Here is a 25763-nt window from a genome sequence, read left to right as displayed (position 1 = left end):
GGTCACCACACCAGGAGTTGCAGGCTGGTTTTCAACGGCACGTTGATGCCCTGGGCCCCGCTCAAGTCGCTGCGGGTGCCGGCCAGCGGGTCATGCAAGGTGGCGCTGGCCAGCCCGGGGATCTGCAGGCTGGAGCCGCTGGCGCTCCAGAACATCCACACATGGGAGCCATCGGGGCGGGTCCAGGCGATGCTGTAGAGATCGTCCGGGGCATTGGCCAGGGGCGGCGGGTCGGCCGGAGCCAGGCTGGGGCCGGTGGTCTCGAGGAAATACTTGAGGGCGGTGTAGACCGGCTTGGGGTCGCCGGCCAGGTCCACCAGGCCATAGGACTGGTCGCGGTTGGTGGCCCGGGCGTCCAGGTCGCTCAGGTTGAACAGGAAGATCCGCTGGTAGTCCATGGCCGCCATCAGGGCCAGGCGCCGCAGGGTGTAGTCGGCCTGGCCGCTGGGGCCGATCATCGCCTGCATCTCGCGTTCGCCGGTGGTATAGCTCGACCAGCCCCATTCGGTGGCCCAGACCTGCTGCACGCCCTTGCCGTGCAGGGCACTGTTGAGGAAGTTGCCCCGGGCCAGGAAATCCTTGGCCGTCGGGTCATCGCCCTCGGGGTATTCGGAGTAGGGATGGTAGGCGGCGATCAGGTTGTCGTTGCCCAGGCCCTGGACCAGCAGGTTCTCGAGCATCAGCCCGGGAGTGCTGCGCATCTGGCTGTAGTAGGCCATGCCGGCGGTGGCCACGGGCTTGTTCGGCAAGGCGGCACGGATGGCGTTGCTGGTGGTGCCGAGCAGTTGGTCGTAGGCGCTGGGGTCTTCCTTGGGCAGCCAGACGATGTTCGGCTCGTTCCAGACCTGCCAGGTGTTCACCTGGGGATAGCGCTGGGCGAGCATCTTCATGCGCTGGGCGAAGACGTTGAAGTCCTTGGGCGGGTATTGGTCGGAGGGCGGCGCGCCGGCCGGGACGTTGGCGGCGAAGGGCGCTGAGCCGACCATGTAGGCGAGGATCTTGTAGTGGCGATCCTTCATGGCGTTCATCGCGCCATCCAGGGTGTCGAGTTTCAGCTGATTTTCCACGGGTTCGATCATCGCCCAGTGGATGGACAGGCGGACCCAGTTCAGGCCCAGGGCGTCGAGTCGGTCCATCTGCTTCTGGTACACGCTGGGGGCGAAATACTGGAATTGCGCATTGACCCCGAGGAAGTCCTTCCAGATTACCGGTCGCGGTCCGCGCATGGTGTTGTCGGCCAGGACCGGGCCGGCCAGGATGGCCAGCAGCACGAGCAACAGGCCTGATCTACGTGGCATGGACATGGGCAGCTCCTGCGCAGGCATCGGCGAACACTCGGGCGAAACGTTCGGCGGTTTGGCTCCAGACCCGATGCGCGCCGATCATCGCAGCGTGCTCGGCCCAGCGTTCCACCAGCTCCGGGCTGGCACACAAATGGCTGATCTCGGCGGCCAGGGCCGCGACGTTGCCCTGGGGAAAGATCACGCCATTGTCCTGCGCGACTTCCTCGGCGAACGAACGGGCATCGGAAGTGATGGCCCCGCGGCCGCAGGCCACGGCCCAGGACAGCGCTCCGCTGGTGCCGCGCAACTGCCCCAGGAGCTTGAGCTTGCTCGATTCGCGATAGGGCAGGACCATCACATGGTGGTCCTGGATGACTCGGGGGATATCACCGGCCGGCAGGTCCAGCTGCCAGTCGATGCTGTCCTGCAGGTTCAGGCGCTGGATGTGCTGGCGTAGCTGGTCCAGGTAGCTGCCGGCAGTGCCGAAGGCCATTTCCGGTTCGCTGCCTCCGGCCAGGGTCAAGCGCAGGCGTTGGCGCAGGTCCGGTTGCTGGGTGAAGACCATGGCCAGGGCGTCCAGCAGGTCCTCGATACCCTTGCCGCGATAGATGAAGCCGAAGTACAGCAACCGAAGTGGCCTCAGCGGTGGCAGTGGCCGGGCGGGGATCGCCAGGTTGCCATGGGGAATCACCACCATCTGCTCGGCGCGCAGCCCCATGCGCTGGCGCAGGCACTCACCGCCGGCACGGGTCAGGGTGATCAGCCGGTTCAGGCTGCGGGCCAGCTGTTTTTCCTCGTGCAGGCAGATCGGGTCGGCCAGCACCGTGGCCAGCTGAGGCATCGGTGAAGGCAGGCGTGCTGCCAGCGACAATGGCCAGGGCAGGGCGGCCCGGCGCCAGACCAGGCGCTCGGGGTCATGCACGGTGGCGCTCAGGGGCAGGCTTGGGAAGCGCTGGCGCAAGGCTCTCAAGGCATGGAATTCGGCCAGCCGGCCGCCGCCGAGCTCGGCGTGTACCAGGTCGATATCCTGCCAGTCGACCTGGGCCACGCGCTCGGTGGCCCGCTGCGGATCGTTGCCCAGGCCTTGCAGTGGTGTGCTGATCCGTATCCCTCGTTCCTGCAGGGCCGTGCGCAAATGCGCGGCATAGTCGGCGATGCCGTTCTGCTCGGGAGGCATGGGGGCCAGCACGGCGATATGCATCAGTGTGGGCTCCTGATCCGCGCCATGAAGCTGAGCACGCTTTCCGGAATACCGAAGCGCCGGCGGTTGAGGATGATGCCGTCGACGCGCTTGAAGGCAGTGTTGAGGATCGACAGGGCGTTTTGCAGGACCGGCACGGTGGTGGTCTCGGCCTCGATGATCAGGGCGATCAGGTCGGCTTCACGCAGGCTGACGAAGGCCTCTTGGTTAGAGAAGAAGCCCGAGGCTTCCAGCAGCACGATTTCACCGGGCTGTGCGGTGGGGGCGCCGTTGACTCGCACGCCGTGGCCGCGCTCCTGCAACAGGTCGCGCAGGTGGCCGGTCACGAAGCTCACGCCTTCGCCATGGCGGGCCGAGGTCAGGCCGATCACCAGGCCGCGCTCGGCCACCTGTTTCAGCGGCAGTACGCCATACAACCGGTAAAGGCTGGCGGTGAAGGCGCTGTTGCGCTGCGGCAGGTGGCTGTCCAGATCCTGCAGGCTGGTCCAGACCTTGACCCCGAAGCGCTCCTCCAGCTGGTCGGCGTCGTGGATGCGCTGGTCCAGCAGGTAGAAGAAGTACAGGGCCAGCAGGCCTACCGCCAGGCTCAGGGGAATGGCCGCCAGCAGCATGGTCAGGCTCTTGGGGAAGATCCGGCTGGGCTGGAAGGTGGCGTCCTCGATGACCGCGATGTTGCTGATCTGGCTCTGGTCCAGCTCGCGGTCGATCCGCGCCTTCTCGGTGCTGTCGCTATACAGGGCGAAGCTTTTCTCGGCGGCGCTGAGCTCGCGTTGCAAACGGGCCAGTTCAGGTTCCAGGTCCAGGGCATGGCGCCGGTCCTGTTCCAGCTTGAGCAACTGGCTTTCCTGTTGGGCAGCCTGGGTTTTCAGGCGGCTGAGGCTGGCTTGCTGGTCGGCGAAGCTGTTCTGCAGGCGGGTGTAGACCGGGTTCGGCGCCAGGTTCTCACTGCGCTGGACCGTGGCGTTTTCCGCCCGTAGCAGGGCCTGCAGGTTGGCGATCGCCGCATCCATGGCCCGGACCGGCGGAGCGCCTTCCTTGAAGGTACGGAGCATCTCCTGGCGCTCGATCTGCTTGGCGTTGATCCGCTGTTGCAGGTCCTGCCGGTCGGGGTTGAGGCTCATCTGGCGCCCGATGCTGATTTCTTTCTTCATGCTGTTGAGCTGCTGCTGGATGGTGTCCAGGCCGCTCTTGGTGGAGGCCACCGCACGAGTGGTATTGAGATGTTCGCCGCGCAAGTTGTTGAGGTTGCGCGAGATATCGTTCAGCCGCTCGTCGATGCTCACCGCGCCCAGCTGGTTGAGGTAGTCGGCGATCTGTTTCTTGTAGCCGAGGATGCGCTGGTTGGTGCTGGTGCTCTCGGTTTCATAGAAGGCGTACAGGCTCTTGCGCCCCAGGGTCTGCGCACGCTCTTGCTGGTACTGTTCGATCCAGCTCTTGACCACGGTCTGCGCCACTTGCGGATCGTTCCAGGTGAAGCTCACTTCGATCACCGAGGAGCCGGCGGCGTGGGTCACGCTGAAGTTCTTCAGCATGCGCTCGGTCAGGCGTTCGACCGGGGTTTGCTTCTCCACCAGGCCCACCAGTTGCAGCAGCCCGCGAAACAGATCGGCGATACCTTCGACCGCGCCCTTGAGCGCGTTCTTGATGGTGCCCAGTACGCCGCCGGGCTGGGGTTGGCGCGACAGGTCGTCGAGGTACTGCTGCGCCACTTTGCGGGCGATCGGGGCGCCGGTGAGGATGCGCTCCTCGTCGAGGATCGGATCACGCTGGGCGCTGGGGATCACCACTGCCTGGCGGTCGGAAATCTCGATGGGCAGGGTGCTGGTGTCGCGACCCGGCTTGACCAGCAGCAGGGCGGTGGACTCGAAGCGGTTGGGCAGCAGGAAGGCGCCCAGCACGATGATGATGAACGTCACCAGGACGGTGATCTTGACCTCGCGCTTGAAGATGAAGAACAGCCGCAGCAAATCGCGAAAGGAACGGATATTGATCATATGGGCAGTCCTTGGCGATCAATTGGATTGGCGGTTGATTTCGTAGCTGGCCCCGATACCGATCGACTTGGTGAACGGAATCAGCTGGTTGAGGTACACGTCCACCCATTCGATGCCGTTGCCGACGCTGGACTTGGGCACGAACACCACGTCGCCGCGTTGCAGCAGTACCGGCGCCGCCCCGGCGTTCCCGGCGATCATGAACTTGCGGTAGTCGAAGAAGTAGGTCTTGTAGCGCCCGTCCTCGCCTTCGCGCAGCAGGGCGATGTTGCGGCTGTCGCCCACTGACAGCAGTCCCCCGGCACCGACGATGGCCTGTTCCAGGGTGGTGGTGACGGTCACCGGCAGGGACGCCGGGTTACGCACCGATCCACCGACGAACACTGTATTGCCTGGTGCCTGGTTGATGTTCACGGTGAGCGCCGAGTCCTGGTAGACGTTCTTCAGCTTGCTTTCCAGGACCTGGGTCAACTGCTGCGGGGTGAGCCCCGCCGCCTTGATCTGGCCGGCATAGGGATAGGAGAAGGTGCCGTCGTTGAGCACGGTGAACAACGTCAGTTCGTAGATCGAGTTGGCGGTGAAGGCCGAGATCGACGGTGCCTCGCCGGTATTGCGAACGATGCGCAGGGTGTCTCCCGGGCGGATTCGCTGCGGCGGCAGCGGCTTGCCAGCCAGGGCCTCGCCAGCCCGGTGGCCTTGTTCGAGGTCCTGCCCGGGAGGTAGTTCCACCTTGGCCGGTATGGAACAGGCGCACAGCATGAGAACACTGGAAATCAGCAGCAGTCTTTTCATCGAGCGGTCTTCCTGGCGTGCATAGTCACAACTCCCTGTCGGGCCAGATTCGGGGTAGAGCGCGATTTCAGGTCTTGGCAGGTTCGGCGGGAACCCGTCCATAAATATCGTTGAAGCGCACGATGTCGTCTTCGCCGAGGTACTCCCCGCTCTGCACTTCGATCATCACCAGGTCGATCACCCCGGGATTGACCAGGCGGTGGGTGCGGCCAGGCTTGATGAAGGTCGACTCGTTGGTGTTGAGCAGGAACTCGTCCTCGCCATTGGTCACCCGGGCCATGCCGCTGACGACGATCCAGTGCTCGCTGCGGTGGTGGTGCATCTGCAGCGACAACGAGGCGTCGGGCTTGACCATGATGCGCTTGATCTTGAAGCGCGGTCCTTCCTCGAGCACGGTGTAGGTGCCCCAGGGCCGGGTCACGGTGCGGTGCAGCTTGTAGGCGTCGTGGCCCAGGCGCTTGAGCTCCTGGGCGATCAGCTTGACGTCCTGGCTGCGCTTGCCATCGGCCACCAGCAGGGCGTCCGGGGTGTCGATGATGATCAGGTCGTTCAGGCCGACCCCACCGACCAGGCGCTTGCGCGAGTCGATGTAGCAGTTGTGAACATCATGCAGTACGGTCTCGCCGTTGCAGTGGTTGCCGTGTTCGTCCGCCGGAGTCAATTCCCGCACCGCCTGCCAGGAGCCGATATCGCTCCAGCCGAGCTGGCAGGGCACCACGGCGACTTTCTTCGAACGCTCCATCACGGCGTAGTCGATGGAGATGTCCGCGGCCTGGGCGAAGCTGTCGCCGTCCAGTTCCACTTGCAGTTCGTGCTTGCCCTCCTTGCGGTGGCTCAGCTCCAGGCAGCGTTCCACTGCACTGACCACTTCGGGCACGAATTCCCGCAGTTCCTGGAGGATCGCATCGGCGCGCATGCAGAACATGCCGCCGTTCCACAGGTGCAGGCCGCCATCGACATAGCGCTGGGCGGTGGCGGCGTCGGGTTTCTCGACGAAGCGGCTGACCTGGAAGCCATCGTTGTTCAGGCCCTGGCCCTTTTCTATATAGCCGAAGCCGGTTTCGGCATGGGTCGGCACTATGCCGAACGTCACCAGCCAGCCTTGCTCGGCCAGTTGCCGGGCACTGCCCACCGCGGCGGCGAAAGCGGCCAGGTCCTTGATCAGGTGATCGGCCGGCAGCACCAGCAACTGCGCGTCCTCGCCATACAGGCGGCTGACGTGCAGGGCCGCGGCGGCGATGGCGGGCGCGGTGTTGCGGCCGAAGGGTTCGAGGATGAAGTCCAGGTCGACCCGCTTCTTGTTCAGCAGGCGGTAGTCATCCAGGGTGCGGAAGAACACCTCGCGGTTGGTCACGGTCAACAGGCGGCCGACGCCGTCCAGGGCCGTCGCGCGCTCGAAGGTCTTCTGCAGCAGGCTTTCGCCATCGGGCAGGCGCATGAAGGGTTTGGGCATTGCCTCGCGGGATACCGGCCACAGACGGGTGCCGGCTCCGCCAGCGATGATGCAGGGAATGAGTGTGCTCATTCAGAAGGCCTCGCGGGTCATGATCACTGATGGAACGGTGCGGAACAGGATGTACAGATCGAACCAGACCGACCAGTTTTCGATGTATTCCAGGTCGAATTCGACACGTTTCTCGATTTTCTCCAGGGTATCGGTTTCGCCCCGGTACCCGTTGATTTGCGCCAGCCCGGTGATTCCCGGCTTGACCCGGTGGCGCGAAGTGTATTCCTTGACCGCCTCCTCGAAGAGGATGCCGGCGGCCTTGGTGGCCGTGGCATGGGGGCGTGGGCCGACCATGGACATGCTGCCGCCGAACACGTTGAACAACTGCGGCAGCTCGTCGAGGCTGGTCTTGCGGATGAAGCGCCCGACCCGAGTGATGCGTGGATCGCCACGGGTGGTCTGCTTCTCGGCGTTGGCATCGCTCATGTGCTGGTGCATGGAGCGGAACTTGTAGACCTGGATCAGCCGGTTGTTGTAGCCGTAGCGCTTCTGCTTGAACAGCACCGGGCCCCTGGAGTCGAGCTTGATGGCCAGGGCCACCAGCAGCATCACCGGGGACAGCAGCACCAGGGCGATGCTCGAGAGGATCATGTCCTCCAGGCGCTTGAAGAACGGCGACCAGCCCCGCAGCGGTACTTCGGAGGCGTTGAACATCGGCAGGTTGGCGACTTCGGTGATGCGGTTGTGCGCATGCCGGAAGGCCACCATGTCGGGCACCAGCAGCACGTTCACCGGCAGCCTGCGCAGTTCGCGGATCACGTAGGCCATGCGGTTCTCCGCCGACCAGGGCAGCGCCACCAGGACCTGGGTGACCTTTTCCTCGCGGATCAGGCGCTCCAGATCGCTGGAGTTGCCCAGCAGCGGCAGGTTGCACAGCACCTTGGGCAGGCGGCCGATGCGGTCGTCGATGAAACCGGTGACCCCGGAGCGGATGTCCTGGTGCTGGGCCAGGTACTCGGCCAGGCGCTGGCCGTTCTCCGTGGCGCCAAGGATCACCGCGTTCTGCAGGAACACGCCGCGCTGCATCAGTTGCTGGAACAGGGTCAGGAGGATCAGGCGCTCGATGCCGAACAGCACGAAGCTGCCGAAGAACCACGCCAGCAGCCCGCGGTTGTCGACGGTATGGAACATCAACATCGAGTAATGCATGAACAGCAGCACGCAAAAGGACGCCGACCAGGCGAACAAGGTCAGTTGGAAGCGCAGCTGGTTGCTGAAGATGGATTCGGCATAGACCCCCAGGGCCTGGAAGATCAGCACGCTGATGATGCCGAAGAACACCAGGATGGTCAGGTCGCTCTTGAGCGCCGGGAGCTCGGGGTTCGCCAGCAGCAGGAGCAGGATCCCCGGAAGGATCGCAGTCAGTCCATGGACCACGCGGATGCCGAACAGGAAGTACTCGACCATGCTGGGTCGAGTCAGTAACAGGCTGTCTACAGGTTGCAACCGCATAAGATCAATTCCCTCGACCCAAGGCAAACCGGCGCCTCTGGAGGTTGGCCACCGGTCAAAAAATGCACCTTCGCATCGCGCAGTCCCGATACCGCACGAAACCAGGCAAACCAGCCCTGGTCTCGATCGCAAGCCATTGGGCAGGCAGGTGCACGCATCTGGGTGGGGCTCCTGGTACCGATCGACCCGATGGCTGCACTTGCTCATCTAAACGACTTGGCTGAGTAAAGCTCATGAAGCAGCGGCTGGCGAATCGAAAACCGACTGGCGATGAAAGATCTTTTGCGCTGTACCTTTAATCCCCTGCCAGCCCCTGGGAAGGGGGGCACCAGGGCGCTTGGAGGCAAAAAAAAACGATCCGGCAGATCTTTTCCGGCCGCAGGAGAGTCAACATCTCATCAGAACCCTATGACCGATGGGAGTCATCGTGATGAGTGAACGCAAGGCGCTCTTGATACTGCACGGCAAGCAGGCCCTGAACGAGCAGGTACGGGCCGCGGTGGAGGCCAGGCGCGCCGCCGGCTGGGAGCTGGCGGTACGCCTGACCTGGGAGGCAGGGGATGCCCAGCGCCTGGTTGGCGAGGCATTGGCCGCCGGTTATCAGCGGCTGGTCGCCGGCGGTGGCGACGGCACCCTGCGCGATGTCGCCCAGGCCCTGGCCGATGCCCAGAGCCCATGCAGCCTGGTGCTGTTGCCCCTGGGCACCGCCAACGATTTTGCCCGCGCCGCCGGGGTGCCGCTGGAACCCGCAGCTGCCCTGGACCTGCTGGATGTGCCGGCCCGGCCGATCGATCTTGGGGAAGTGGACGGGGAGGTCTTCCTCAACATGGCCACCGGCGGTTTCGGCAGCCAGGTCACGGCCAATACTTCGGAGGACCTGAAGAAGGTCCTGGGCGGAGTCGCCTATCTGTTCACCGGGTTATCACGGTTTGCCGAGCTGAGTGCCGCCTACGGTGAGTTGCAGGGGCCGGATTTTCATTGGCATGGTGAGCTCCTGGCCCTGGGCATCGGCAACGGTCGCCAGGCAGGGGGCGGCCATGAGCTCTGTCCCCAGGCGCTGGCCGATGACGGCTTGCTCGATGTCAGCATCCTGCCGGCGCCCCAGGAACTGGTGGGAACCCTGAAGAACCTGCTGGCCGGGGGGATGGCGATCGACAAACTGTTCGTTCGCACCCGCCTGCCCTGGGTCGAGATAAAGGCCTCGCGAGGGCTGGATATCAACCTCGACGGCGAGCCCCTGCAAGGCGACCGGCTGCGTTTCGAAGTCCGGCCCGCGGCCTTGCAGGTGCATCTGCCTGCCGATTCACCGCTGTTGGGCGGCGCTGGTTGACTCAGTCGTCGAGGCTGATGATGCGCTCGCGTACGGCGAACAGCACCAGCCCGGCGACGTCGAAGATCTGCAGGCGCTTCATGATCTGGGAGCGATGGGTTTCCACGGTCTTGATGCTCAGGCCCAGCCCCTGGGCGATTTCCCGGGTGGACTTGCCGCGCACGATCAGGCGCAGGATTTCCAACTGACGGGCTGTGAGGTTGTGGTTGTCCGCCGGCGGCGGCTGGGTCTTCTGGGTGCGGGTCAGGGCCTGGGTGATCACGGTGTGGGCGATGGCCGGGCTCAGGTAGCGCTCGTCGTTGCGCAGTGCTTCGAGGGCGTGTTCCAGTTCGGTGGCGGTGGTGTCCTTGAGCAGGTAGCCATGGGCTCCGGATTCCAGCGCTTGCATGATCAGCGCCGGATCGGTGTGCATCGACAAGATCAGCACCTTGCTGTGTGGATGGGTGGCCTTGAGCTGTCGCAGGGCCTCCAGGCCGCCGGTGTGCTTCATCGACAGGTCCAGCAGGACGATGTTCGGCCGCAGTTTCTCGACCATTTCCAGCAGGTGCACGCCATCGTCGGCTTCACCGATCACGGCGTATCCGGGAATGTCCATGACCAGGGCACGCACGCCAGCCCTGATGAGCGAGTGGTCATCCACCAAAAGTAAATTACAGGTCAATGTAGAACCTTATTTGTACTGGCCCGCTCCAGGGTGCGAGGGGCCCAGGGAAAAAGTGCTTCGATCTGGGTGCCCTGGCCGGTCTCGCTGGTGACCTTGAGCAAACCGCCCAGTTGATTGATCCGCTCTTGCATCCCGGCCATGCCGCGCTGGCCCTGGGCGCCGGGGTTGGCGGCGGGGGAAAACCCCTGGCCGTCATCGCTGATGAACAGCGACAGGCCTTCGGGCAGGCGTTGCAGGCGCACCAGCAGGTTGTCCGCCCGGGCATGCCGAAGCGTGTTGGTCACCGCCTCCTGAGTGATGCGGAATGCGGCGACGGCCATTTCTTCCGGGATGCCCGACAGGCGCTGGTGGCATTCCAGGCTCCAGTGCACCGAGGTGTTCTCCAGAGTCTTGAGCAGGTGGGCGCGCAGGCTGGCCTCCAGGCCCAGGCTGGTCAATTGCCGGGGGTTGAGAATGGCGGAAACGTCGCGCACCTTGGTCAGGGTCTCTTCCAGGGTGGTGCCGAGCAGGGCGAAATGCTCCTGCAGGTCTTCCGGCAGGCGCCGCTTGAGCCAGTCGGCCTGCAACTTGGCGGCCGTCAGCAGTTGGCCGATGTCATCGTGCAATTCGCGGCTGAGCCGATGACGTTCGTTTTCCTTGACTTGCAGCAGGCGTTCGGCGAGCTCCTGGGGCTGGAAGCGGATGGACTTGCGCGAGTAGCCATACTGCCCCCAGATGCAGGCCAGTGCCGCAATGTTGAGAAGTACCAGTGGCAGGGGCAGGGAGTCCCCGAGGCAATAGACCAGCACGGTGCCCAGCGCCGAGCCTGAGCACAGCAACAGGCTGAGCCAGCGCAGGTGATCATGGGAGAGCGGCCAGGAGAAGAGTGACTTGAGACTGGCGTACATGACGGATGGAGCCAATGAATGTTCGCTGCGAAGAGCCAGGTCAGGAATGGATGGCCAGGCTTGTTTGAGAAACGGTGCTATTTGAATATCCGGCTTCAATCAACTCTGCCTGTATTTCTGCTAGAGGCTCGATAGTGATTGTCGACATTGGAATCAATGTGCCATTAAGTATGACCATTAGTGCGCCGCATAATACCACCGAAGATACTGCTGGTCGCGCCCAAGTGCCTTGGCATATATGTCCTGAAGGTCAGGAAAACCACGGTCGATCATTCCTGTCCCGGGTTGCCGGGGGGCTGTTGCAAGCAATGAATCCGGGGGAATCCGCTGCTGCAGGTACACGCAACTCCCCGTGACGATCAGTGCCGGGTTGGACGCAAGTTGAAATTGTTTTAGTGGCTGATGTCGTTCTTGGGTATGTGCTGTTCAATAACGACAGTAGATTGGATAGTTAGCCGCCTACTTATTTATCTTGTGCGGCTGGTCATCGTCGTTCGATGTTCTCTATCCGGCAGCTTGGCGGTTATTGCAACTTCAATGGCTGCAAGATGGGTGCGAGCAGGTGCAGTTCTGCGAGACCTTGTCGGCCAATTCCTCGATCAGCATCACTTGTTCGCTGTCATCCATGTTGAGCTGGCCGTCGCGCGGGTCGATCAGTTCCAGTTGCCAGGCCATCAGGGTCAGGCAGCTCTTGAGCGCTGCGAGGATCTGGTCGTTGAGGTCCAGTGGATGCTCTGGCCGCTTGAGCAGGCCGTGGATGTGCAGGGAAAACTCCGATAGCGGGCTGATGGCATGGCGTGCCGCGCACTGCGCCAGGCGCTGCAGGGTCACTAACAGGCAATTGATGGCCTCCTCGTCGTTCCTGATCAGGTGCAGGTGGCTCAGGCAGTCTTCCGATTTGGCCAGCAGTGTCTGGGCTTCAAGCAGGAATTCGGGCAGGGGCGTGGTGCACTCATGGCCGTCCTTTAGCATGCTTATCTCCATGACTTCGTTTCCGATGGCGGGATAGGGCGTTGGCTGAACGGGTTCGATTTGGGAGGCGTTTGGGGAATTTGAATATTAGACAAGTCTGGTGTTTTTTCAGCAGTCGCAACCGGGTGCGATGAACGGATTTCATCGTTTGCCGCTGGCAGCCGGATACCGCCCACAGCAAAGCAGCGCATGGACGCTGGGGTTCTGTGAGCAGCGGTATTTAGGCTTGAAAGGGGGCCGGGCCACCCTTTTGCGATCAAAAACAAAAGCCTGACTCCATTCATGCAATGAGAATGGCGTCACATTAATGGCTATTGGATATTGCGAATATCAGGCTGGTCCTGATTGTTGATAGGGGAATCCCCTAGACACGGGAACCTTCCGCCGAGATAGAGGTCTCGACGGCGCAGCAGCAGTACTGCTGAATTGACCGCCGCAGTAAAGCATGATGTTAATGTGACATCAATGGCTTTGTGTGGCAATTTGCATACGGGTCAAGATACGGCGTACCTGGCCGATATCTGTCTTTAGTGAATTCATCAGTACAGCCCAGGAGTCATTAATGGCCGGCATTCTCGACACGGTAGATCAACGCACGCAACTGGTGGGTGAGAATCGACTGGAAATCCTCATGTTCCGCCTGGCCGGTCGGCAGCTGTTCGCGATCAACGTCTTCAAGGTCCAGGAAGTCCTGCAACTGCCGAAACTGACCCTGATGCCCCAGCGCCACCCCTTCGTCTGCGGCGTGGTCAACCTGCGTGGCCAGACCCTGCCGGTGATCGACCTGTCCCAGGCCATCGGCATGCGTCCGCTGGTTCCCGGGCCCAACAGCACCATCATCGTCACCGAGTACAACCGCTCGGTGCAGGCGTTCCTGGTGGGCGGCGTGGATCGCATCGTCAACATGAACTGGGAAGCCATCATGCCGCCGCCCTCCAGCGCCGGCCGCCAGCACTACCTGACCGCCATCAGCAAGGTCGATGACCAGTTGGTGGAAGTCATCGACGTCGAGAAGGTGCTGGCCGAGATCGTGCCGTACAACGCCAAGGTTTCCCGCGACAAGCTCGACGACCCGCTGTTGGCCCGTGCCCGCGGTCGCGAGGTGCTGCTGGTGGACGACTCCAACGTGGCCCTGTCGCAACTGCGCGATACCCTGGGCCAGCTGGGGGTGAAGATGCACATCGCCAGCGACGGCCTCAAGGCCCTGAAGATGCTCAAGGCCTGGGCCGACACCGGGGTCGACATGACCGAGAAGCTGCTGATGGTGTTCACCGATGCCGAGATGCCGGAGATGGACGGCTATCGCCTGACCACCGAGATCCGCAACGACCCACGCCTGCGCGGGCTCTACGTGGTGCTGCATACCTCGTTGTCGGGCAGTTTCAACGAATCCATGGTCAAGAAGGTCGGCTGCGACAACTTCCTCTCCAAGTTCCAGCCCGACAAGCTGGTGGATGTAGTGCGCCAGCGCCTGCTACTGGATGAAGCCGGCGCCTGAGCCCGGCGAGCCAGCGTCATGGATCTTTGTTTCACCGGGGCGCTGGTATAGGGTGGGCGTTTTTCCCCGTAGGGAGCAGGACATGCGTCTTAGCGCGCTTTATCGGTATCCGTTGAAATCCGCCAGGGGCGAAACCCTGCAACAGATCGGCCTGGACAAGCTCGGCCTCGAGGGTGATCGCCGCTGGATGCTGGTGGATGAGGCCAGCGGGCGCTTCCTGACCCAGCGTGCCGTAGGACGGATGAGCCAGCTCTCGGCGCTGTGGAATGCCCGGGGCGGCCTGACCCTCAGCGCCCCGGGCCTGGCCTCGCTGGAGGTGGCGCTGCCGGATGAGACTGCGGCCCTGCGTGGCGTGACCATCTGGCAGGACACCTTGCGAGTACCCGATGCCGGCGACGAGGCCGGAGCCTGGGTCAGCGAATTCATCGGCAAGCCCACGCGCCTGGTACAGGTTCCGCTGGAGCGGGCGCGGACCACCGCTGCCGGCTACGGCAAGGATGATGACCAAGTGGCTTTTGCCGACGGTTTTCCCCTGCTGCTGATCGGCCAGGCCTCCCTGGACGACCTGGCCAGCCGAGTTGGCCGGCCCCTGGAGATGCTGCGGTTCCGGCCCAACCTGGTGGTCGAGGGCAGCGAAGCGTTCGCCGAGGACAACTGGAAGCGGGTGCGTATCGGCGATGTCGAGTTCCGCGTGGTCAAGCCCTGCTCGCGCTGCATCCTCACCACCATCGATCCGCAGACTGGCGAGCGCAGTCCTGATCGTGAGCCCCTGGCGACCTTGCAGAAGTACCGGGCACGGGAGGATGGGGCGATGTTCGGCCAGAACCTGGTCAACGACGGGATTGGCCAGTTGCAGGTGGGCATGCCGGTGACCGTTCTCGAATAGCCTTGGCGCGGCGAAAAAAATGCCCGTCTCCTGCCGGGGGACGGGCATTTTTCATGCTCTGGTGCAAGCCGGGGGAGGGATCAGCCGCGGTATTCGCACAGGTAGGCGGTGTCCACCGCGACCTTGAGCTGGAACTTGCTGTTGGCCGGTACGTTGAAGTGGTTGCCGGCAGAGATGGTCTGCCACTCGTCGCTGCCTGGCAGCTTGACGGTCAGGGCGCCGGAAACCACATGCATGATTTCCCGTTGCGCGGTGCCGAATTCATATTCGCCCGGGGCCATGACGCCAATGGTGGCAGGACCTTCGGCCGTGCCGAAGGCAATCGACTTGACGGTGCCGTCGAAGTACTCGTTGACTTTAAACATGGGCGATTCCTCAAGAGTGGGTCAAAAAGGCCGGCCAGTATGCACAAGCCCCGAAGGGCCGTCACCTGTCGCCATCAAGGAAGCACCAGCGGCAGCAGGCGTGCGGTATTGCGGGCATCTTCCAGGGCCCGATGCTGCTGGCCATTGAACTGCATCCCGGCCAGTTGCAAGGCGGTATTCAGCCCCAGGGGGCGCTCCAGGCGCCGGGCCTTGGCGAAGCGCTGCTTGAGGTTCATGTGCGGTACATCGGCGAGCAAGCTCTGCAACTGCTGGTTGTGCCATTCCTGCTGCAACTGCTTGCGATCGTAGTCGCCCCAGCTGGCCCAGCCCTCCAGGCGCGGTCGATGCTGGGCCAGCCAGCGCTCGAGCAGGGGCCAGACCTCGCTCAAGGGGGCGGCGCCGTCGATATTGGCCTGGGTGATATGGGTCAGCTCGCGGCAGAACGGCGTCAGCATCGGGCGCCTGACGGGCCGGACGAAACGCTGGAAGTGGTCCTGTTCCCGGCCCTCTCGGTTGACCAGGGTGGCGCCGATCTCGATGATTTCCATCTCGCTCACCGGCCAGCCCCCTTCATCGGTCGTGGCTTCCAGATCTATTACCAGCCAGTGGGGCATCACGAATTCCAGCCTTCAACCATCTCGATGACGCTTGAGCGTAGCCAAAGCCGGGGAATCCGCCTAGGGGGGAGCGCCGGGCGGGATACGATCCGCCCCGACGCCGATAGGACCTGTAGGGTTATTCCACCTCCAGCAGCACTTGGCGGTTCTTCACCTGGTCGCCGAGTCCGACCTGGACCCGGGTGATCGTCCCGTCGATCCCGGCCTTGAGCGGATGCTCCATCTTCATCGCCTCCAGCACCAGCAATAGCTGGCCCTTGCTGACGCGCATGCCCTCACTCACCAGCACGTCGACGATGGCGCCATCCATCGGCGCCTTGAGCGTTCCCGAATGGGCGCCCGACTGGCTCTGGACCGGGGCGTGGGTCCGGTCCTGCAGGTGCAGGCTGCCCTGTCGGCTGTGCAGCCAGAGCTCCTGGTTTTCCAGGTGGTAGGCGTAGTGCCGGCGGATGCCGCCAAGCTCCAGGATGGCCCGGCGACCGTCGGCGCTGCAGACCTTCAGCTCCATTAACTGCCCAGCCTGCCGGACCTGAACCTGGCCGGCGGTCCCCGGGCTCAGTTGCAAGGACCAGTGCCGTTCCTCCTGTCCCAGGCAGTAGTGCAGCGCTACACCGGCGTTATTGCGCCAGGCGGCGAGCGGCCCGGCATGGGCCTTGGCGCCGTGGTGATGAAACAGCGCTGCGGCGATGGCCAGTTCCTCGTGGCCGGGAGGCTGCGGTTGCAGGCTCGGATCCTCGGCAAAGTGTTCGGCGATGAATGCCGTGCTGAACTGGCCGCTGGCGAACACCGGGTGCCCGAGCAGGTTGGCCAGCAGGCGCCGGTTGCTTTCCAGGCCCAGCAACACGCAATCCTCCACTGCGCGCAGCAGCTTGCGCCGGGCCTCCTCACGGGTGGCGCCGTGGGCGATCAGCTTGCCCAGCATCGGGTCGTAGAAGGGGCTGACCCACTGGCCTTCCTGCAAGCCATGGTCGGTGCGGATACCCGGCGCCGGCTCCCAGCGCAGCACCTGGCCGGTCTGTGGCAGAAAACCCTGGGCTGGGTCCTCGGCATACAAGCGCACTTCGATGGCGTGGCCGGACAGGCGTACCTGTTCCTGCTTCAGCGGCAGTGGCTCGCCGGCAGCCACCTGCAGTTGCAGGGCCACCAGGTCCAGGCCAGTGACCAGTTCGGTCACCGGGTGCTCCACCTGCAGGCGGGTGTTCATTTCCAGGAAGTAGAACTGCCCCTGGGCATCGAGCAGGAACTCCACGGTGCCGGCGCCGACATAGTCCACCGCCCGTCCGGCCTTGAGCGCTGCTTCACCCATGGCCTGGCGCAGTTCTTGGGTCATGACCGGGCAGGGCGCCTCCTCGACGACCTTCTGGTGGCGGCGCTGGATCGAGCAGTCGCGCTCGCCGAGGTAGATCAACTGCCCGTGATGGTCGCCGAAGACCTGGATCTCCACATGGCGAGGCTCGACCAGCGCTTGTTCCAGGATCAGCTCGTCGCTGCCGAAGGCGTGCAGCGCCTCGGAGCGCGCGGTACGAATCTGCTCCAGCAGTTGCCCGGGCTCCTGCACCAGGCGCATGCCGCGCCCACCGCCACCGGCACTGGCCTTGATCATCAACGGATAACCGATGCGCTGGGCTTCGCGCTGCAAGGTGGCGTCGTCTTGTTCTTCGCCCTGGTAACCCTGGATGCAGGGCACGCCGGCCTCGAGCATGGCGATCTTCGAGCGACGCTTGCTGCCCATCAACTCGATGGCGGCGGCGCTGGGGCCGATGAAAGTGATGCCGGCAGCCGCGCAGGCCGCGGCGAACTCGGCATTTTCCGAGAGGAAACCATACCCGGGATGGATGGCATCGGCGCCGCTGCGCCGGGCCGCATCGAGGATCGCGGCGCTGTCCAGGTAGGACTGCTGGACCGGCGCGGGGCCTATGCGCACGGCTTCGTCCGCCATGCGCACATGGGGCGCCTCGGCGTCGGCGTCGCTGAATACGGCGACGGTGCGATAGCCCAGTTGCTGGGCGGTGCGCTGGATCCGGCAGGCGATTTCGCCACGGTTGGCGATCAGGATCTTGGTGAACGCGGGCATCGTAGGCTTCCTGTGTCTGTGTGGGGCGTCAGCCGGCCCAGGACGGTTGGCGTTTCTGCACGAAGGCCAGGGTGCCTTCGGTCCCTTCCTCGCCGCCGACGGCCTGGGCGAAGGCGTCGGCAGCCTGGTCCAGCAGCGGCCCCAGGGGCTGGTCGACGCTGGCCAGCAGCAGGGCCTTGGTCTGTGCATTGGCCCCGGGGGCGCAGCGCAGGACCTGCGCCACCTGCTGCTCCAGGCGTTCCTGCAGCGCCGTGGCGTCGTTCTCCACGAAGTGCACCAGGCCCAGTTGCCGGGCCTGTTCGCCATCGAAGCGGGCGGCGGTGAGCGCCAGGCGCCGGGCCTGGGTCAGGCCGATGCGCCGGACCACGAACGGGGCGATCTGCGCCGGCAGCAGGCCGAGGCTGGTTTCCGGCATGCCGAACTGCGCCGAGTGCTCGGCGATGGCGATATCGCTGACGCAGGCCAGGCCAAAACCGCCGCCGAGAACCGCGCCCTGCAGTACGCAGACCAGCACCTGGGGGACTTTCTGCGCCTCTTCCAGCAACGCACCGAAGGCCCGGTTCAATTCACGGTAGGCCGCATTGCCCCGGGCCCGGGCGCCGGCCATGTCCTTGAGGTCGCCACCGGCGCAGAAGTGTCCGCCAGCGCCCTGCAGCACCAGGGCCCGGATGCTGCGGCGCTCGTTCACGGCGGCCAGCACCGCGCGCAATTCCGCCACCATCTCAAGGCTCATGGCGTTGCGGCACTCGGGGCGGTTGAGGGTGATGAACAGCACGCCGTCGCGGGATTCCAGCAACAGTGTCTGGCAACTCGGCAACAGGCTCATTTCTTCTTCCCGGGCAGGATGCCCATGAGTTTGCAGATGATCCCCAGCATGATCTCGTCGGCACCACCGCCGATGGACACCAGGCGCACATCGCGATAGGCCCGGGCCACCGGGTTGTCCCACATGAAGCCCATGCCGCCCCAATACTGCAGGCAGCTGTCGCTGACCTCGCGGCCCAGGCGCCCGGCCTTGAGCTTGGCCATGGAGGCCAGGCGGGTCACGTCCTGGCCACGCACGTACTGTTCGGTGGCCTGGTACACCAGGGCTCGCAGGCACTCGATCTCGGTGGACAGCTCGGCCAGGCGGAAGTGGATCACCTGGTTGTCGATCAGCGGGTTGCCGAAGGTCTTGCGCTCCTTGCAGTACTCGATGGTGCTGTCGATGCAGTACTCCAGGCCCTTGATCATGTTCGCCGCGCCGAACAGCCGTTCTTCCTGGAATTGCAGCATCTGCATCATGAACCCGGCGCCTTCGTGGCCGATGCGGTTACGCTGGGGCACCCGCACGTTGTCGAAGAACACCTGGGCGGTTTCCGAGCTGCGCATGCCGAGCTTGTCCAGGTTCGGGCTGAGGCTGATGCCAGGGGTGTCCATCGGCACCATGATCAGCGACTTGTTGACATGGGGCTTGTCGTCCGAGGTATTGGCCAGCAGGCAGATGAAGTCGGCGCTGGGGGAGTTGGTGATCCACATCTTGCTGCCGTTGATCACGTAGTCATCGCCGTCCTTGCGGGCGTGGGTCTTGAGCCCGGCCACATCGGAGCCGGCCCCGACCTCGGAAACGCCGATGCAGCCCACCTGCTCGCCGCTGATGGCCGGGCGCAGGAATTCGTCGCGCAGTTCATCGGAGCCGAAGCGCGCCAGGGCCGGGGTGCACATGTCGGTCTGCACGCCGATGGACATGGGAATGCCGCCGCAGCGGATGGTGCCGAACTCTTCGGCGGCGACGATCGAGTAGCTGTAGTCCAGGCCCATGCCGCCGAACTTCTCCGGTTTGGAGATGCCCAGCAGGCCCAGCTCGCCGGCCTTGCGGAAAATCTCGTGGATGGGAAAGCGCCCGGCTTCTTCCCATTCATCGACATGGGGGTTGATCTCGCGCTCGACAAAGTTGCGCACCGTGCGCCGCAGTTCTTCGTGTTCCTGGGTGAAGATCATTGTTGTTGTCCTTCTCAAGTTGAGTGACGTCACCAGCGGATCTTTTTGTCCCGCTACCTGCGGGCCGTGCTGCGCGATCAGAACCGCGCCACGCCAAAGCTGTTGGGTTGCAGCGGGCGCACCTGGGCTTCATGGCAGATGTCCAGCAGCAGGCCCAGCAAGGTGCGCGTGTCACGCGGGTCGATCAGGCCGTCGTCCCACAGGTTGGCGCTGCCGTACAGTGCGGTGGACTGGCTGTCGAGCTTCTGCGCGGTGACCTGCTCCAGCATGTCGAGCATCTTCGGGTCGGCCTCCTGGCCGTTCTTGGCGTGCTTGGCCTCGGTGACGATGCGCAGCACCTTGCCGGCCTGGGCACCACCCATCACCGCAGTACGGCTATTGGGCCAGGCGAAGATGAAACGCGGGTCCAGGCCGCGGCCGCACATCGCATAGTTGCCGGCACCGTAGGAGCCGCCGACCACGATGGTCAGCTTCGGCACCCGGGCGTTGGTCACCGCCTGGATCAGCTTCGAGCCGTGCTTGATCACCCCTTGCTGTTCGGACTCGGTGCCGACCATGAAGCCTGTGGTGTTGTGGAAGAACAGCAGCGGGGTCTGGCTCTGGTCGCAAAGCTGGATGAACTGCGCGGCCTTGCTCGCGCCCTGGGGGGTGATCGGGCCGTTGTTGCCGATGAAGCCGCAGGCCCGGCCCTGGATCTGCAGGTGGCCGCAGAGCGTCTGGGCATCGAACTCGCCCTTGAATTCCAGGAACTGCGAGCCGTCGGCCAGGCGTGCGACGATTTCCCGGGCGTCGTAGGGTTTCTTCGGGTCGTCGGGAACCAGCCCCAGCAGTTCCTCTATCGGATACAGCGGTTCGCTCCAGGTCCTGGGCGGCGGTGCCGGCAGTTGGGCATTCCAGGGCAACAGGCTGACGATCTCGCGAACGATGCGGATGCCGTCGGCATCGTTTTCCGCCAGGTACTCGGCGGTACCGGCAACTTGGGCGTGCATTTCGGCACCGCCGAGCTGTTCGTCGGTGGCCACCTCGCCGGTGGCGGCCTTGAGCAAGGGCGGCCCGGCGAGAAACAGCTTGGCCTTGCCGCGCACCACCACCACGTAGTCCGACAACCCGGGCTGGTAGGCACCGCCGGCGGTGGCCGAGCCATGCACCACGGTGATCTGCGGCAGGCCCATGGCCGACATCCGCGCCTGGTTGGCGAAGCTGCGTGCGCCCTCGACGAAGATCTGCGCCGCGTAGTTGAGGTTGGCGCCGCCGCTTTCGGCCAGGGTCACCACCGGCAGTTTGTTTTCCATGGCGATCTGTTGCAGGCGCAGGGACTTGTACAGGCCGCTGGGGGAAATGGTGCCGCCCTTGATCGCGCTGTTGTTGGCCGCCACCAGCACGCGCACCCCGCAGACGTAGCCGATGCCGGCGATCAGGCCGCCGCCGGCCTGGCTGCCGTCCTTGTCGTCGTGCAGCTTGTAGCCGGCCAAGCCGGCCAGTTCGAGGAACGGCGCGCCCGGATCCAGCAGCAGGTTGAGGCGTTCCCGGGGCAGCAACTGCCCGCGTTGTTCGAACTTGGCCTTGGCCTCGGCGGCCTTGTCCAACTGGTGTTGCTGGATATCGCGCAACTGTTGCAGGCCGGCCAGCATGGCCGTTTGGTTCTGGGTGAATTGCGCGCTGTGTGGATCGAGTTGGGATTGGATCACCGGCATGGCTTATTCCCCGTCCTTGAGCACATCGGGCAGGTAGGCCCGATGAAAACCGTTGTACGAGTGGCTGTTGCGCGCCTTGCCCAGGGGCCAGGCGCGGCTGCCGAGGCTGGCGGCGCCGTCGATGCGCAAGGTGCTGCCGCTGATGAAGGCCGCGCCGGGGCTGAGCAGGAACACGATGGCCGCGCTGACTTCCGATTCGCTGCCGATGCGCTTGAGCGGCACATGCTCGCGCAGGGTGGGGATCACCGCCTTGAAGGCGCCTTCGTAGGTGTCCATGCCGCTGGAGGCGATCCAGCCCGGGGCCACGGCGTTGACCCGGACCCCGGCATGGCCCCATTCGTAGGCGGCGGTCTTGGTGAAGTTGTCCATCCCCGAGCGCGCAGCGCCGGAATGGCCCATGCCGGGCATGCCGCCCCACATGTCGGCGAGCATGTTGACGATGCTGCCGCCGTGCTTGCTCATGGACTGGTTGAACACTTCCCGGGCCATGAGGAAACCACCCACCAGGTTGGTGCGCAGCACAGTCTCGAAGCCCTTCTGGTTGATCGAGGCCAGGGGCGCCGGGTACTGGCCGCCGGCGTTGTTCACCAGGCCATGGATCGGGCCAAAGCGCTCGATCAGCTCACCGACCAGGGCCTTGACCGCCTCCTCGTCGCGGATATCGCAGGCTTGCCAATCCACCAGCCCACCGTCCTCGGCGATCTCGCCGGCGACCTGCTGGAGTTTTTCCGCCTTGCGCCCCACCAGCAGCACCCGGGCACCCAGGGCTGCCAGTTCATGGGCGGTGCAACGGCCGATGCCACTGCCGCCGCCGGTGACGAGGATGGTCTGGCCGGCAAACAATTGCGCTTTGAAGATCGAGTCGTACACCACGGCAGCTCCTTAATTGACGGCGTCGGCGATGCGCTGGGGCACCGGGATCTGGATTTCCAGCAGTTGCTGGGCGAAGGCCTTGCCCTGGGGGTCGATGCGCAAGCTGGCGACGCCACCGCCGCCCAGGGCGTTTTCCAGGAGGAAGTTGAGGCTGTGGGTGCCCGGCAGGTACCAGCGCTGGACCCGGCCATGGACCGGGTCCAGCACATGGCTCATCCAGTCCACCAGGACTTCCGGGGCCAGGGCCTCGGCGATCCACGGCAGGTAGTCGGGGTGGCGGGCCATGACCCCGATGTTGCTGTGGTTGCCCTTGTCGCCGGAGCGGGCCACCGCCAGCTTGACCAGGGGCACGCTGGCATCGGCCTGGCCCTGGGGCTTGGGCAGCGGGTGGGGAACGGGCAGGGCGCCTGGGTCCAGCGGGTCGGGCCCAGGCAGGGAGCAGGCATGGCGCTGGTCGGCGAAGTCGATTTCCAGGTGGCAGCGGTCCTTGTCCAGCAAGAATGAGAACAGGCGGATCACCGGGTACACCGTCGGCCGTCCGCCGACGATGCCGGTCAGTCCCGGGGCCATGCCGGTGGCGGCCTGGGCGATCTCCCGGGAGAACAGCACCAGGGCCGCCTTGTTCGGATGGCGCACGGCCAGCTTGATCACCACTTCGCGGCTGTCCTGGCGCTGGCCGTGGGGGCCGTAGGTAGCCTCGCTGCCCAGCAGTTCGATGTTCACTTCGCTGTAGGGGGGCCAGCCACGCTGGCTGAACATCTCGCTGGTCTTGTCGATGATCGCCTGGCTCACCCGACGGGCCTTGGCCACCGCATCGATGCCGGCCAGCAGGCAACTGGCGGTGCAGCGGAAACCGTCCGGGTAGGTGGCGCTGACCTTGTATTGATGGCTGGGAGGCATGCCCCGGGCGCCCTGGACGCTGACTTCGTCGGGGGCCTTTCGCTGCAGTTGGACCTGGGAAAAATCGCAGGTCACGTCCGGCAGCAGGTAGGCCTGGGGGTTGCCGATCTCATACAGCAGTTGCTCGCCCACCGTCAGCGGGCTGACCAGGCCGCCGGTCCCCGGTGCCTTGCTCACCACGAAACGGCCGTCGGCCTGGACCTCCACCACGGGGAAGCCTATGTGCTCGTAGTCCGGCACGTCGCGCCAGTCGGTGAAGTTGCCACCGGTGCACTGCGCGCCGCACTCGATGATGTGCCCGGCCAGGGCGGCCTGGGCCAGGCGGTCGTAGTCATGCCAGGACCAGGCGAACTCATGCACCAGGGCGGCGCTGACCACGGCGCTGTCGACCCCGCGCCCGGTGATGACGATGTCCGCTCCCAGTTCCAGGGCGGCGACTATTCCCGGGGCGCCGAGGTAGGCGTTGGTGGATACGCACATGGGCGGCAGTGGGGCGCCGGTGAACATTTCCACGATTGCGGCGCTGGCCAGCTCCCTGGACTGTGGTTGCAGGTCGTCGCCCAGCAGCACGGCGACCTTCAGCGGCACCCCGGCCTTGGCGCAGGCGGCGCGCAGGGCGTCGGCACAGGCCTGGGGATTGACCCCGCCGGCATTGCTGATGACGCGGATGTTCTGGGCGTGGATCGAGCCCAGCAGCGGGGTGAGCACTTCGACGAAGTCCGTGGCGTAGCCCGCCGCCGGGTCCTTCATGCGGGCCCCGGCCATGATCGACAGGGTGATCTCGGCCAGGTAGTCGAATACCAGGTAGTCCAGGCTGGCGCCTTGCACCAGTTGCGTGGCGGCGCTGCTGGTGTCGCCCCAGAAGGCGCTGGCACAGCCGATTCGTACGGTCTTGGTCATGGCGAGGCTCTCGAGAAAAGAACTGCACGGAGGCTACCAAGCAAGCGCTTGGTTTGTAAATGCCCTGGGCTATTCTTCTACCCAAGCGCTTGCTTGGGGGCGGTAGGGAGCTTAAATTGCGCGCGCCGTGCCCGCTTTTAGCAGGCCGTTGAAAACGTCGGCGAGGCAGCCAGCGCAAGGTAAAAACAGCCGAAAAAGCGCAGTTTACGAGTGGTAAATGAGCATTTTGACCGGGCTGGCGCACCAGCCTGTTTTTAACGCAGCGATGGCAACGCAGGTAGTTTTTCAACGGCCTGTCAGGGCGCGGCGCCAGAGTGATCGATGAAGTGAAGTAGGAGAACACCGGTGGACGAGCAAAAAGCCTTGCAGGTGGTGCGCGAGCTGATCGCCAGCGGGCAAGTGACCGATCCCGAGAGCGCCCGGGGCAAGCTGTTGCGCACGGCTGCGCATCTGTTTCGCAACAAGGGCTATGAACGCACCACCGTGCGCGACCTGGCCGGCGCGGTGGGGATTCAGTCCGGCAGCATCTTCCACCACTTCAAGAGCAAGGACGACATCCTGCGGGCGGTGATGCAGGAGACCATCCACTACAACACCGCATTGATGCGCGCCGAGCTGGCCGAGGCCGGCAGCGTGCGTGAGCGGGTGCTGGCGCTGATCCGCTGCGAACTGCAGTCGATCATGGGCGGTAGCGGCGAGGCCATGGCGGTGCTGGTCTACGAATGGCGCTCGCTATCGGCCGAGGGCCAGGCGGCGGTCCTGGCCCTGCGCGATATCTACGAGCAGATCTGGCTGCAAGTGCTGGGCGAGGCCAAGGAAGCCGGTTTCATCAGGGGCGATGTGTTCATCACCCGGCGCTTTCTCACCGGCGCCCTGTCCTGGACCACCACCTGGTTTCGCGCCGAGGGCAGCATGACCCTGGAACAGTTGGCGCAAGAGGCCTTGCTGCTGGTACTGAAGGATCACTGAAACGCCGATTAATTATCGCTTGCCAGATTGTCGAAGCGTCCGAAAACGCCTAGCTTTACGGCATTCCCATTCTCTTGCCCGAGGTGTGTTGCCTTGATGTCCCTGCCTTTGCGGCCAGCCTTGCGAATGCTTTTGCTGGCTCTGGCAACACTTTGGGTCGCTCCGGCCTCCTCGGCGCAACTGGTGCGGGTCGCGGCGGCCCATTTCCCTCCTTACACCGTACGCCCTGAAACCGGGGCCGACACTGGCCTGCTGCCGCAACTGGTAGAGGCGCTGAACCAGTCCCAAAGCGATTACCAGTTCGTCCTGGTGCCCACTTCGATTCCCCGGCGCTTTCGCGATTTCGAACAGGGGCGGGTGGACATGGCGATCTTCGAGAACCCCGCCTGGGGCTGGCAGGACATCGAACACACCAGCGTCGACATGGGGCTCGAGGATGCGGAGATCTTCGTCGCCCAGCGCCAGCCCGGGCGCGGCCAGGAATACTTCGCCGACCTTGCGGGCAAGCGCCTGGCCCTGTTCAGCGGTTATCACTACGCCTTCGCCCAGTTCAATGCCGATACCCGCTACCTGGCCGATACCTTCAACGCCACGCTGACCTATTCCCATGACAGCAATTTGCTGATGGTCTTGCGCGGCAGGGCGGATATCGCCCTGGTGACGCGTTCCTACCTCAGCGACTTCCTGGCCCGCAACGTCGACAGTACCGATCGCCTGCTGGTCTCCGAGCGCATCGACCAGGTCTACCACCACTACAGCCTGATCCGGCCCAAGGCGCCCATCAGCGCCCCGGATTTCGCCGGGTTGTTGCAAAGGTTGCGGGACAACGGCCAGATGCTGAAGATCTTCGAGCCTTATCGCATCGTGGTCACGCCCGTTCCCCACGCTTGAGCCCGTTTCCGGCCCGGTTCACGGCGGGCTAAAT

22 protein-coding genes are annotated in these 25763 nt (G+C 64.3%); 5 read left to right on the top strand and 17 right to left on the bottom strand.

Annotated features, from left to right (window positions below; genetic code table 11):
- Positions 1 to 2 precede the first annotated feature (2 nt).
- The 6 genes from CAG11_RS13330 to CAG11_RS13305 form a co-directional block, all read right to left on the bottom strand.
- On the bottom strand, positions 3 to 1298 hold the full coding sequence (locus CAG11_RS13330) for a cellulase family glycosylhydrolase (RefSeq protein WP_085596882.1): 1296 nt from the start codon (positions 1296 to 1298) through the stop codon (positions 3 to 5).
- A complete protein-coding gene (locus CAG11_RS13325) occupies positions 1288 to 2484 on the bottom strand; it encodes a glycosyltransferase (RefSeq protein ID WP_085596710.1) in 1197 nt (398 codons plus the stop codon). The genes CAG11_RS13330 and CAG11_RS13325 overlap by 11 nt, the downstream gene beginning before the upstream one ends.
- Entirely contained in the window at positions 2484 to 4478 is a 1995-nt protein-coding gene (locus CAG11_RS13320) for a GumC family protein (RefSeq protein ID WP_022640002.1), read from the bottom strand. The genes CAG11_RS13325 and CAG11_RS13320 overlap by 1 nt, the downstream gene beginning before the upstream one ends.
- 18 nt (positions 4479 to 4496) lie before the next feature.
- On the bottom strand, positions 4497 to 5270 hold the full coding sequence (locus CAG11_RS13315; protein WP_085596709.1) for a polysaccharide biosynthesis/export family protein: 774 nt from the start codon (positions 5268 to 5270) through the stop codon (positions 4497 to 4499).
- Between the two features lie 67 nt (positions 5271 to 5337).
- Positions 5338 to 6795, bottom strand: a complete 1458-nt coding sequence (locus CAG11_RS13310; RefSeq protein ID WP_085596708.1) for a mannose-1-phosphate guanylyltransferase/mannose-6-phosphate isomerase — start codon at positions 6793 to 6795, stop codon at positions 5338 to 5340.
- Positions 6796 to 8229: an undecaprenyl-phosphate glucose phosphotransferase gene (locus CAG11_RS13305; RefSeq protein ID WP_085596707.1), complete on the bottom strand. Its 1434-nt coding sequence runs from the start codon at positions 8227 to 8229 to the stop codon at positions 6796 to 6798.
- A 430-nt stretch (positions 8230 to 8659) separates the two neighbouring features.
- On the opposite strand from CAG11_RS13305, the gene yegS reads away from it, so the two are divergent.
- Positions 8660 to 9559, top strand: coding sequence for a lipid kinase YegS (gene yegS / locus CAG11_RS13300; RefSeq protein ID WP_085596881.1), 900 nt, complete (start codon positions 8660 to 8662; stop codon positions 9557 to 9559).
- Between the two features lies 1 nt (position 9560).
- Here the strand turns inward: yegS and CAG11_RS13295 are convergent, their stop codons facing one another.
- The 3 genes from CAG11_RS13295 to CAG11_RS13285 all read right to left on the bottom strand — a co-directional run bounded on the left by CAG11_RS13295 (position 9561) and on the right by CAG11_RS13285 (position 12082).
- The gene (locus tag CAG11_RS13295) at positions 9561 to 10220 is read right to left on the bottom strand and encodes a response regulator transcription factor (protein WP_085596706.1); all 660 of its coding nucleotides are present in this window, start codon (positions 10218 to 10220) and stop codon (positions 9561 to 9563) included.
- Positions 10217 to 11110 (bottom strand): sensor histidine kinase, encoded by an 894-nt coding sequence (locus CAG11_RS13290; RefSeq protein WP_085596705.1) that lies wholly within the window; start codon positions 11108 to 11110, stop codon positions 10217 to 10219. Before CAG11_RS13290 ends, CAG11_RS13295 begins: the two co-directional genes overlap by 4 nt.
- A gap of 534 nt (positions 11111 to 11644) precedes the next feature.
- Positions 11645 to 12082, bottom strand: a complete 438-nt coding sequence (locus CAG11_RS13285; protein ID WP_085596704.1) for a hypothetical protein — start codon at positions 12080 to 12082, stop codon at positions 11645 to 11647.
- Between the two features lie 562 nt (positions 12083 to 12644).
- Here CAG11_RS13285 and CAG11_RS13280 point away from each other — a divergent pair.
- Together CAG11_RS13280 and CAG11_RS13275 are read left to right on the top strand one after the other, a co-directional pair.
- Positions 12645 to 13580 carry a chemotaxis protein CheV gene (locus CAG11_RS13280; RefSeq protein ID WP_022639993.1) on the top strand — a complete coding sequence of 312 codons (936 nt, stop codon included), beginning with the start codon at positions 12645 to 12647 and terminating at the stop codon, positions 13578 to 13580.
- 82 nt (positions 13581 to 13662) lie between these two features.
- Positions 13663 to 14466 carry an MOSC domain-containing protein gene (locus CAG11_RS13275; protein WP_031320238.1) on the top strand — a complete coding sequence of 268 codons (804 nt, stop codon included), beginning with the start codon at positions 13663 to 13665 and terminating at the stop codon, positions 14464 to 14466.
- An 80-nt stretch (positions 14467 to 14546) separates the two neighbouring features.
- Here the strand turns inward: CAG11_RS13275 and CAG11_RS13270 are convergent, their stop codons facing one another.
- The 8 genes from CAG11_RS13270 to CAG11_RS13235 all read right to left on the bottom strand — a co-directional run bounded on the left by CAG11_RS13270 (position 14547) and on the right by CAG11_RS13235 (position 23869).
- A complete protein-coding gene (locus tag CAG11_RS13270; protein WP_022639991.1) occupies positions 14547 to 14831 on the bottom strand; it encodes a pyrimidine/purine nucleoside phosphorylase in 285 nt (94 codons plus the stop codon).
- A 74-nt stretch (positions 14832 to 14905) separates the two neighbouring features.
- Complete coding sequence (locus CAG11_RS13265; protein ID WP_085596703.1) at positions 14906 to 15445, bottom strand: exonuclease domain-containing protein; 540 nt, start codon at positions 15443 to 15445, stop codon at positions 14906 to 14908.
- A 121-nt stretch (positions 15446 to 15566) separates the two neighbouring features.
- Positions 15567 to 17522 carry an acetyl/propionyl/methylcrotonyl-CoA carboxylase subunit alpha gene (locus CAG11_RS13260; protein ID WP_085596702.1) on the bottom strand — a complete coding sequence of 652 codons (1956 nt, stop codon included), beginning with the start codon at positions 17520 to 17522 and terminating at the stop codon, positions 15567 to 15569.
- Between the two features lie 28 nt (positions 17523 to 17550).
- Positions 17551 to 18348, bottom strand: a complete 798-nt coding sequence (locus tag CAG11_RS13255) for an enoyl-CoA hydratase/isomerase family protein (protein ID WP_085596701.1) — start codon at positions 18346 to 18348, stop codon at positions 17551 to 17553.
- Entirely contained in the window at positions 18345 to 19502 is a 1158-nt protein-coding gene (gene atuD, locus CAG11_RS13250) for a citronellyl-CoA dehydrogenase (RefSeq protein ID WP_085596700.1), read from the bottom strand. Before atuD ends, CAG11_RS13255 begins: the two co-directional genes overlap by 4 nt.
- Positions 19503 to 19579: 77 nt before the next feature.
- Positions 19580 to 21196 carry a geranyl-CoA carboxylase subunit beta gene (gene atuC, locus CAG11_RS13245; RefSeq protein ID WP_085596699.1) on the bottom strand — a complete coding sequence of 539 codons (1617 nt, stop codon included), beginning with the start codon at positions 21194 to 21196 and terminating at the stop codon, positions 19580 to 19582.
- Between the two features lie 3 nt (positions 21197 to 21199).
- Entirely contained in the window at positions 21200 to 22069 is an 870-nt protein-coding gene (locus CAG11_RS13240; protein ID WP_085596698.1) for an SDR family oxidoreductase, read from the bottom strand.
- Positions 22070 to 22078: 9 nt separating this feature from the next.
- Positions 22079 to 23869, bottom strand: a complete 1791-nt coding sequence (locus tag CAG11_RS13235) for an acyclic terpene utilization AtuA family protein (protein ID WP_085596697.1) — start codon at positions 23867 to 23869, stop codon at positions 22079 to 22081.
- A 345-nt stretch (positions 23870 to 24214) separates the two neighbouring features.
- Here CAG11_RS13235 and CAG11_RS13230 point away from each other — a divergent pair, with 345 nt between their 5' ends.
- Both CAG11_RS13230 and CAG11_RS13225 read left to right on the top strand, forming a co-directional pair.
- Complete coding sequence (locus CAG11_RS13230) at positions 24215 to 24838, top strand: TetR/AcrR family transcriptional regulator (protein ID WP_085596696.1); 624 nt, start codon at positions 24215 to 24217, stop codon at positions 24836 to 24838.
- 96 nt (positions 24839 to 24934) lie between these two features.
- Positions 24935 to 25729 (top strand): ABC transporter substrate-binding protein, encoded by a 795-nt coding sequence (locus CAG11_RS13225; protein ID WP_085596695.1) that lies wholly within the window; start codon positions 24935 to 24937, stop codon positions 25727 to 25729.
- Positions 25730 to 25763 lie beyond the last annotated feature (34 nt).

The sequence above is a fragment of the Pseudomonas sp. B6(2017) genome (genome assembly GCF_002112765.1).
Lineage (GTDB): Bacteria > Pseudomonadota > Gammaproteobacteria > Pseudomonadales > Pseudomonadaceae > Aquipseudomonas > Aquipseudomonas piscis.
This window is presented reverse-complemented; position numbering and strand designations above follow the sequence as displayed.

Bases quoted from the DNA above. Each gene is read 5' to 3' on its own strand.
- CAG11_RS13235 (WP_085596697.1), bottom strand. From the start codon at position 23,869: ATGACCAAGACCGTACGAATCGGCTGTGCCAGCGCCTTCTGGGGCGAC.
- CAG11_RS13310 (WP_085596708.1), bottom strand. From the start codon at position 6,795: ATGAGCACACTCATTCCCTGCATCATCGCTGGCGGAGCCGGCACCCGT.
- CAG11_RS13265 (WP_085596703.1), bottom strand. From the start codon at position 15,445: ATGCCCCACTGGCTGGTAATAGATCTGGAAGCCACGACCGATGAAGGG.
- CAG11_RS13290 (WP_085596705.1), bottom strand. From the start codon at position 11,110: ATGTACGCCAGTCTCAAGTCACTCTTCTCCTGGCCGCTCTCCCATGAT.
- CAG11_RS13275 (WP_031320238.1), top strand. From the start codon at position 13,663: ATGCGTCTTAGCGCGCTTTATCGGTATCCGTTGAAATCCGCCAGGGGC.
- CAG11_RS13305 (WP_085596707.1), bottom strand. From the start codon at position 8,229: ATGCGGTTGCAACCTGTAGACAGCCTGTTACTGACTCGACCCAGCATG.
- CAG11_RS13330 (WP_085596882.1), bottom strand. From the start codon at position 1,298: ATGCCACGTAGATCAGGCCTGTTGCTCGTGCTGCTGGCCATCCTGGCC.
- yegS (WP_085596881.1), top strand. From the start codon at position 8,660: ATGAGTGAACGCAAGGCGCTCTTGATACTGCACGGCAAGCAGGCCCTG.
- CAG11_RS13225 (WP_085596695.1), top strand. From the start codon at position 24,935: ATGTCCCTGCCTTTGCGGCCAGCCTTGCGAATGCTTTTGCTGGCTCTG.
- CAG11_RS13270 (WP_022639991.1), bottom strand. From the start codon at position 14,831: ATGTTTAAAGTCAACGAGTACTTCGACGGCACCGTCAAGTCGATTGCC.
- CAG11_RS13255 (WP_085596701.1), bottom strand. From the start codon at position 18,348: ATGAGCCTGTTGCCGAGTTGCCAGACACTGTTGCTGGAATCCCGCGAC.
- CAG11_RS13320 (WP_022640002.1), bottom strand. From the start codon at position 4,478: ATGATCAATATCCGTTCCTTTCGCGATTTGCTGCGGCTGTTCTTCATC.
- atuC (WP_085596699.1), bottom strand. From the start codon at position 21,196: ATGCCGGTGATCCAATCCCAACTCGATCCACACAGCGCGCAATTCACC.
- CAG11_RS13325 (WP_085596710.1), bottom strand. From the start codon at position 2,484: ATGCATATCGCCGTGCTGGCCCCCATGCCTCCCGAGCAGAACGGCATC.
- CAG11_RS13260 (WP_085596702.1), bottom strand. From the start codon at position 17,522: ATGCCCGCGTTCACCAAGATCCTGATCGCCAACCGTGGCGAAATCGCC.
- CAG11_RS13285 (WP_085596704.1), bottom strand. From the start codon at position 12,082: ATGCTAAAGGACGGCCATGAGTGCACCACGCCCCTGCCCGAATTCCTG.
- CAG11_RS13315 (WP_085596709.1), bottom strand. From the start codon at position 5,270: ATGAAAAGACTGCTGCTGATTTCCAGTGTTCTCATGCTGTGCGCCTGT.
- CAG11_RS13280 (WP_022639993.1), top strand. From the start codon at position 12,645: ATGGCCGGCATTCTCGACACGGTAGATCAACGCACGCAACTGGTGGGT.
- atuD (WP_085596700.1), bottom strand. From the start codon at position 19,502: ATGATCTTCACCCAGGAACACGAAGAACTGCGGCGCACGGTGCGCAAC.